Annotated in this window: 7 protein-coding genes and 1 pseudogene; all 8 read right to left on the bottom strand. The window is 58.4% G+C overall.

The features are described 5' to 3' along the window. Window positions 1-185 (bottom strand): annotated as a pseudogene (locus tag Q7V03_RS12975) (AarF/ABC1/UbiB kinase family protein); the annotation flags it as partial. 14 nt (window positions 186-199) lie between these two features. Then, a complete protein-coding gene (locus Q7V03_RS12970) occupies window positions 200-592 on the bottom strand; it encodes a thiol-disulfide oxidoreductase DCC family protein (RefSeq protein WP_304926015.1) in 393 nt (130 codons plus the stop codon). A gap of 163 nt (window positions 593-755) precedes the next feature. Beyond that, entirely contained in the window at window positions 756-1,634 is an 879-nt protein-coding gene (locus tag Q7V03_RS12965; RefSeq protein ID WP_304926013.1) for a Brp/Blh family beta-carotene 15,15'-dioxygenase, read from the bottom strand. Beyond that, complete coding sequence (locus Q7V03_RS12960) at window positions 1,631-2,758, bottom strand: lycopene cyclase family protein (protein ID WP_304926012.1); 1,128 nt, start codon at window positions 2,756-2,758, stop codon at window positions 1,631-1,633. The genes Q7V03_RS12965 and Q7V03_RS12960 overlap by 4 nt, the downstream gene beginning before the upstream one ends. Next, window positions 2,745-3,680: a phytoene/squalene synthase family protein gene (locus tag Q7V03_RS12955; RefSeq protein WP_304926011.1), complete on the bottom strand. Its 936-nt coding sequence runs from the start codon at window positions 3,678-3,680 to the stop codon at window positions 2,745-2,747. The genes Q7V03_RS12960 and Q7V03_RS12955 overlap by 14 nt, the downstream gene beginning before the upstream one ends. Beyond that, window positions 3,677-5,185 (bottom strand): phytoene desaturase family protein, encoded by a 1,509-nt coding sequence (gene crtI, locus Q7V03_RS12950; RefSeq protein WP_304926010.1) that lies wholly within the window; start codon window positions 5,183-5,185, stop codon window positions 3,677-3,679. The genes Q7V03_RS12955 and crtI overlap by 4 nt, the downstream gene beginning before the upstream one ends. Further along, on the bottom strand, window positions 5,185-6,015 hold the full coding sequence (locus tag Q7V03_RS12945; RefSeq protein ID WP_304926014.1) for a polyprenyl synthetase family protein: 831 nt from the start codon (window positions 6,013-6,015) through the stop codon (window positions 5,185-5,187). The genes crtI and Q7V03_RS12945 overlap by 1 nt, the downstream gene beginning before the upstream one ends. A gap of 142 nt (window positions 6,016-6,157) precedes the next feature. After that, complete coding sequence (locus tag Q7V03_RS12940; RefSeq protein WP_304926009.1) at window positions 6,158-6,919, bottom strand: bacteriorhodopsin-like; 762 nt, start codon at window positions 6,917-6,919, stop codon at window positions 6,158-6,160. Window positions 6,920-7,343: the final 424 nt, after the last annotated feature.

The following is a 7,343-nucleotide window of genomic DNA, read 5'->3' as shown; positions in this document are numbered from 1 at the left end:
GTCAGCCGCAAGGTATTCGCGGGTGTCAGCAGCAGTTGCGCCAGATCGGGCCGCTTGCCGCTGGCGAGTGCCCGCAGGCCACCCGCCGCAACATTGCCCGCAATCCCCGAAGCCATGCCGCCAAACCGAAGCAACCGCGCCACGCGACCCGTCGGCACCGCAGCACCATCATCATCGTGAGGCAAGGGTTGCTCCATTGTCAGTCTCGGGCGCGGGCGGTTTGCTTGCGCAACCGGCGCAGGTGCCAGCGGTAAATGGCGGGCGCCAGAACATGGTCATAGGCCACGCAGGCGATCTGCTTGATCCCCGGAAATCCCACCATCCTCGCCAGCCACCGATACTTTGGCATTTGCGCCCACAGCACCAGAAACGCCGGTATCCCAGATGTCAGCGTGCCCTCATGCAGCACATAAAGCCGCCTCGCCGCAGTATCGGCATCCAGCCCCCATTTGGCTCGCGCGTCCGAGTTCAGATCGTCGAACCGGATCGGCAGATCATTGGCATCCGCATACCGCGCGTAATGCTGTATCTCAAAGTTACAGACCGGGCAGGTGGCGTTGTAAAGAACGGAGGTTTTTGCGCTGTTTTCCATATTTCGAAAGTAGTGCAGCACAGGGTGAAATCCACAAGGCACCGTGCTGAAACGATGTCCCCGCGTCATTCGAAACTGTTGCATTGACCTGCTGATCACCGGACGCGTCAATTGTTTGGCCCGGCGCGCCTTATGGGTCAGGCAGGGTTTGGAATAATGGCTGCTACTGGTGAGTTGACCTGAACACAGCGGTCAGCAGCATGTGCGGAACGGTCACAGCGGCCAGACCGATAAACACGATCTGCACTGTTGCTGGTTCGAACGCAGGGGTGAAAACTGCAAGGACAATGACGCCAAGGGCGGTCATTGCCAAAGTTGCCATCAGAATTGGCCACGCAGCGCGCAGACCTTGCAACGGCGTCAGGCCAAGCAGGCCTGCCGTCAACAGGAAATGGCGGGGGGAGTGCAGGAGACAGAAGTAGATCACAAAGTAGATCAGGGGCGGGGTGAGCAAGGCTGTCGCAACCAGCAAGGCATATTCCACCGTAACCCACGGCGCAGTCCGCAGGTTCACCACCAGACACAAGACCGACGCGATGATTGCCGCGATTGCCATCTTGTGCAGCAGGGCAGCAAACAGCGTGGCGGTTGGCTCTGCTATCAGAAAACCAAACAGCACCGCCGCGTTGGATTGAAAAACCAAGGCGGGCAAGGCTATGACAGAGATCCCCAACGGCAGGCTTTGCCACAAGCCCAATTCGGCCCGCCAGTCATCTGAAAAATGCAGCGCCGAATAGATCAGAAATGCCGCAAGGGCGAAACTTGGTACAATGATCCACAAAACCACAACAGCAAACGCAAGACCGATATATCCTGCGATGAACACCGCATGATCGCGCCGCGTGATCAGCGGCCACAGGGCGCTTGCGACCCGGTGATCCAATGCGCCGTGGGGCAGGCCCAGCAGGGCAACCAATGGCCCAAGTGCGATGATCTGCCATATCAGCGGCGGCTGAAAAGTAAGAAAAATCACCAACAAAAACGGCACTATAGCCGCAAACAGGAAACGGTGTCGTCCGGCCAGATGGGGCGTGCGGCTCATCCGGTGAACACTTCGCGCAGGAAGGGGGCGGGCGGCAAGGACGCCATCACCGACACCCGGTCAATCGGTGCAGTTGATCCAGACAGGAACCGCTCCAGCCGATCAGCGGGCGCGTTGCGGAACAGGGCGCTGAATAGCGCGGGCCCCCGGTCGGGTCGGCGTTGCAAGACCCGCAGGAATACACCGTCCATGAAGCGGGTCACCGGGCTGTCCAGGCGCAGATCGATGCCGTCCACGCCACGCAGGATTTGGGCTGTGCAAAGATCGGCCATCTGCTGGATGCGTTGATACGCATACCCCGTGCTGGGCCGTGCTGCCCCGCCGCGCAATCCGGCATGGGCAAAGCGCGCGGGTGCGATTGGTGCCCCCGATTGTGGCAGGACCATCGGGATAAACGCACGTTCTTCGCGCAGGATATCATAGGATTGTCCACGGGCCAGTTGCGCGATTTCGCACTCCAACCAGCGCCGGTGTTCGCTGATATCGGGTATTTCTGCGCCAAAGGTGGTAACCTCGACCAGGGCCTCATTGCGGGCAAATGGCAGGATGTACAAGAAATCCACCCGGTCCGGGCGCGGGGCGGCAAAACACATCATGGGCACATCTTCAGGGTCAAAAGCATCAAACCCGACCCGGATTTCCTGCCCCAGAAACGACTGTCCGTACCCAGAGGTGCGCCCGGTGGGACGGGTGTCGATGACATATCGGCTGGTCAGTTGACCGGCACTGGTTTCCATCCGCCACGGGCCGTGCATCGCGGGCAGCCGTGGGTCGACCAAGACGGATGTGCCAAGGCGCAGGTCGATGTTTGGCGCCGCATGACAGATTTGCAGCGCCAGCTGATAGAACGCCCCCGACGATACGCTTTCATAGCGCAGACGGTCTGATCTACGCGGCACCGTCACACCGCCGCTGGAGACATGCCATTTCGACCAGCTCGCCCGCACACAAGCCGTGAACGGATCAGGCCGGGTGCGAAAAAACGACCAGACGCGGTCATCTTCATATTCCAAACGCGGCTCGATCACGGTGACGCGCACGCCTGATCCTGCCAGACGCACAGCAAGGCTCAGGCCCGCGCAACCACCGCCGAGTATTGCCACATCGGCATCAATAGCGGCCACTGATCACCACCTTCGAGGCTGGCGGGAGCAGATCAAGATCTTCCGGATGCGGGTGCAAATCAACGGCTGGCTTGGCAGGAATGGCCAGTGTGCCAACCGCCGCAACGGTCAAAACCGCCTTGCGCCAGCGGGGAACGTAAACCCGCCCTTGATGAAAGGCACCACCGCGACGCCGCAATTCAGCACCGATGCCGCGGTAGACACGGGCGGCGACGGCCAACCCGATACGCGATGACATCGGCAGGAAAGCAAAGCCGCAAGATGCGCGGTCATAGTAGCCGTCCGCCAAATCCAACAAGCGCAGCACGGCAATAGCCCCGGTGCGCTGCATGTCGGGCGCGGGATTCACAATGTCTTCGGGCGCAGCATCCCACCAGCTCGCTGGTACATACTTGCGGCCAGCGACAGCATCCTCGTGCACGTCGCGCGCAATGTTGGTCAGTTGCATAGCTATGCCGAGGTTGACGGCAGCTTTGCGGGCTGTTGGTGCCTCAACGTCCAAAACGTCACAGACCATCAACCCCACGGTTCCGGCCACCAGATAGGCGTAGCGGATCAGGCTTGGTTCATCAGCGATGATCTGATGATCAAGGTCACTGATCAGCCCGTCAAGCAACTGTTGCATCGGGACCGGGTTCACGCTCATGTCCGCAACCATCGTGGCCAATTCCCGCGCTATTGGATCGGCAGAACTGGACCTCCAAGGCTGTGCGCGCAAGCCCAGAAGCCGTCCCGTGGCATCTGAGCCGCCATCAAGATCCGCCAGGTCGTCCAGCCTCCGGCAGATTCCATAAAGCTGCGCCAAACGGTCTGCGTCGCGGCGTGGCATCAGATGCGCCGCCCATGCGAACGTCTTGCCATGCTTTTTCAGTGTCGGCCATGCATCGGGCAGGTCCGTTGGCAGATCACCCGCGCGCTTCACAGCACGGCCACCGGCTCAGGCACAAGATGGTCCAGTGTTTTGGCTGATGACACCACGCCCGGCAACCCCGCGCCGGGATGCGCGCCTGCCCCGACAACGTAAAGGCCCGCAATACCCTCGCCCCGGTTGTGAAACCGGAACCATGCCGATTGCCGGAAATACGGCGAGATCGAAAAGCCGGCACCATCCACGCTTAGATAACGATCTTTGAAATCATTCGGCGTCATCGCGAATTCAGAACAGATCGTGTCCATCAACCCCGGCAGCATAGACCCATCCAGAGCAGCCACAATGCGGTCGCGCAAGCGTGGCCCCTCCACCGCCCAATCGATGCCGGCGCGCAGGTTCGGCACCGGGCACAGCACATAAAAGCTGTCGCAACCTGCTGGCGCAAAGCTGGGGTCGGTCGCGGTGGGGCGATGGACGTACAGCGAGAAATCCTCGGGCAACTTCTCATTCCTGAAAATTTCAGCGAGCAATTCGCGGTGGCGGGTGCCAAACCAGATCGTGTGATGCGCTACATCCACCCATTGCTGCCGCGCGCCGAAGTACATCACGTAAAGCCCCATCGAGGAGGTCGCGTGTTTTGCGCGGAACCTTGCCAGCTTTGAGCCCGCCTTTTGCGGCAGCATGTTGCGATAGAGATGCACCGGATCCACATCAGTGACCACGATGTCAGACCGGATCACCCGTCCGCTGGCCAGCCGAACCCCGCAGGCGCGACCGTTTTCCAGTTCAATCTGATCAACGGTTTCGCCGGTTCTGATCTCGATCCCTTCCTCGGTCATCAATATTGACAGCGCATCCACCAGCGCCCCGGTGCCGCCCATCGCAAACCAGATGCCATCGCGCTGTTCGACATAGGTGATCAGGCCGTAAATGCTGGTGGTGGCATAGGGATTGCCGCCAACCAACAAGGGCTGCACGGAAAAGGCCTGACGCAAGCGGTCGTCAGTCAAGTAGCGGCTGACCATTTTCCAAACGCTTTCATAGCTTTTCAGGCGCAGAAGATCGGGGATTTGTTGGATCATGAACCACAGACTGTGAAAAGGCCGGTCCGACAGTTTGGTAAAAGCCACGTCATAAATCGCCTTGGAATGCGCGATCAGCCTGCGGAAACCAGCCACATCTGCGGGGTTGAAGCGAGCGATTTCGGCCTCGGTCCGGTCCTGCGTCGGGCCATAATCCAGCGTGGCACCATCGGAAAAGTGAAAGCGATACCATGGGTCTGGCGTTACCAGCGTCACATAATCCGACATTTTCTTGCCAAACAGCGTGAACAGCTCTTCAAACAAAAACGGGGCCGTGATGACTGTGGGCCCGGCATCATGGCGAAACCCGTCTCTTTCAAACACCTGCGCCCGCCCGCCAAGCCGCGCACAGCGGTCGATGATCGTGACATGATAGCCGCGCGCGCGCAGGCGCAACGCTGCAGCCAACCCGCCAAACCCGCCACCTACAACAATCGCGGTTGCAGCCGCCTCGGCCCGAAAATCGCGTGGCATTATTGATATCCATCCAGTTTATCGGTGATGCGTTGGGCAAGGTCAGACAGGATTGCGGCTGTCCCGTCTGGCAGATCGGCCGCTATGGCCAGCGCGTCTGCCAGCCTGGCACGCGCCATTTGATCGGCGGTGATCTTTGCAGCTGCGCGGTCACGAGCGCTCGAAGTTTCCAGAACAATCACGATGTTCGCTGCGGCGCCAGATGCAGTGCGCGCGTCGGTTTCAATATCGGCCAGATCATCGGTAATTTGGTAGGCGATTGAGAATGCAGAGACAGCACGGGCTGACGTTGCCACCAGATCGGGCCGGTTGCAGAAACTGAAGACCAAACCGAATGGCAGACTTAAAAGCGGTCCGGATTTCGCGGCTGCCATCGCCTGATAGGCTGCAATCCGGTCGGATTCAGCGTGCGGTGGCATGGCAGGAGACGATTGCCCCTGAATGGTTTGTGCGACCGCCGCGTGTGTCTGCGCTATCAACCGCGGGATCGCAGCAACGTCGGTTACTTCGGCCAGCGCTGCATAGGCCGCCGACAACAAAAGATCGCCCGCACACAGGGCGACATCATCGCCAAACTTGCTCCACACCGCTTGCATACCCCGGCGCAGGTGATCGCGGTCCTGCAGGTCGTCGTGGATCAAAGATGCGTTGTGCAAAAGCTCGCAGCAGGCTCCAATTGCCAGTGCTGACTGGATATCGACGCCCACGCAAGCGGCTGCGTGCAGCGCAATCTGGCTACGAACGCGCAATCCGGGTGTGTTAAGATGATGAATGACCGCTTGGCAAACGGGCGATTGAGGGTCGCGTGAACCGATGGCGACAGACAGCATCTTTTGACTGACTGTCGTCAGCCGAGCTGTCATGTCGGGTCTGATGGGGGCAAAATGCATGTCTGGGGATCGCTATGATTTGATGGGCAGTGTTGAGAGTTCCGGTGGCGACGACGCCGCCACCGGACAGGTTTTTCAACGATCAGGCTGTTTGAGCGCGGCCCATGTCTGCTTCCGACTTGCGCACCGCGATCAGGAAGATCAGCACACCAAAGGCGGCTTTTGCAACCAGATCGGCGATGGTATAGCCCACCTGGACCACAGTCAGCGCGGTTGCGCCTTCAAGCCCGACCGCACCGGCAAAAAATACCACCGGATAGAACGACCACGATAGGACGGTTACCCAGATTGCCGCTTTGACCAGCCCACGCGCACTTTCGGGCTGTTGTTCGACAGACCGGCTCAGGCCGACGAACAGCTCGTAGACGATCCACAGGAACGGGAGCATCGCCAAACCACCCCACAACCAACGCCCAGACGCGGCATCGGCAATCTCGCCTGGATAACCCAACCCGACCATCAGGGCCGCCAGCAGGCCCAATCGAATGGCCTTGGACGAGGTTTCCTGACGGCTAAGACCCATAACCAAGATCAGTTCGACCAGCAACAATGGCACTGTCAGGAACCAGTCGACGTAGCGGTAGGCATCGTTGAACGGGACCCCGGACGCTACGATCGTGCCGTTAATGACAGTGTAGGCCTCGGCCCAACTTTGCGAGATCCGAAGATAGTGGTAGGCCGCAATAAACGTGACCAAGCCAGTCACCGTCATTGCGGTTTTATACTTATCCGACACTTGCGATCGACCGAACCAGAAAAACAGCGTCGCTGCCATCATCGCCGCAAACGTGAACGAGAACGCGTTATAAATAAGGTCATATTGACCGGTAGAGATGGTTTCCATGGAACTTTCCTCATACTTCCGTGGTGGAAGGCTAGGATTTTCATTGGATAATTCAACCTTTAGCATTGTTTTTAAATTTAAAGATAATTTGTTGCATTTGCCAAAAATGTGCTTTTTAAGGGTTAAGTATTTGTTCCAAATATGAAAAAATATAATTTTTTGCGTTTTCTTTGTTTCAAGCCACCTGCACTTATATGTCGCGGCCGTACACGGGCCGTCTTTTTTAGAGGTCATTTTTACAAAGTTTTCGTTGGCTTTGGATGTGCCTGCGGCAATTCGCGCATTTTACAAAGTGACTGGCTCTGTTGATGGCGTGGATGTCCTCTTCTTCTGTGATGGCTTCAACACTCATCACATTGGCACTTTGCGATGCCGTCAGAAGGGGGCATCCACGCCATCAACAGAGCCACTATTCAATATACCA

It is taken from the genome of Cypionkella sp., from assembly GCF_030652235.1.
GTDB lineage: Bacteria > Pseudomonadota > Alphaproteobacteria > Rhodobacterales > Rhodobacteraceae > Cypionkella.
Note: the sequence above shows the minus strand (reverse complement) of the source record. Positions and strands in the feature narration are given on the sequence as shown.

What these genes read in the sequence shown, in the direction of transcription:
- Q7V03_RS12970 (WP_304926015.1), bottom strand. Translation starts at nt 592, where the DNA reads ATGGAAAACAGCGCAAAAACCTCCGTTCTTTACAACGCCACCTGCCCG.
- Q7V03_RS12965 (WP_304926013.1), bottom strand. Translation starts at nt 1,634, where the DNA reads ATGAGCCGCACGCCCCATCTGGCCGGACGACACCGTTTCCTGTTTGCG.
- crtI (WP_304926010.1), bottom strand. Translation starts at nt 5,185, where the DNA reads ATGCCACGCGATTTTCGGGCCGAGGCGGCTGCAACCGCGATTGTTGTA.
- Q7V03_RS12945 (WP_304926014.1), bottom strand. Translation starts at nt 6,015, where the DNA reads ATGCTGTCTGTCGCCATCGGTTCACGCGACCCTCAATCGCCCGTTTGC.
- Q7V03_RS12940 (WP_304926009.1), bottom strand. Translation starts at nt 6,919, where the DNA reads ATGGAAACCATCTCTACCGGTCAATATGACCTTATTTATAACGCGTTC.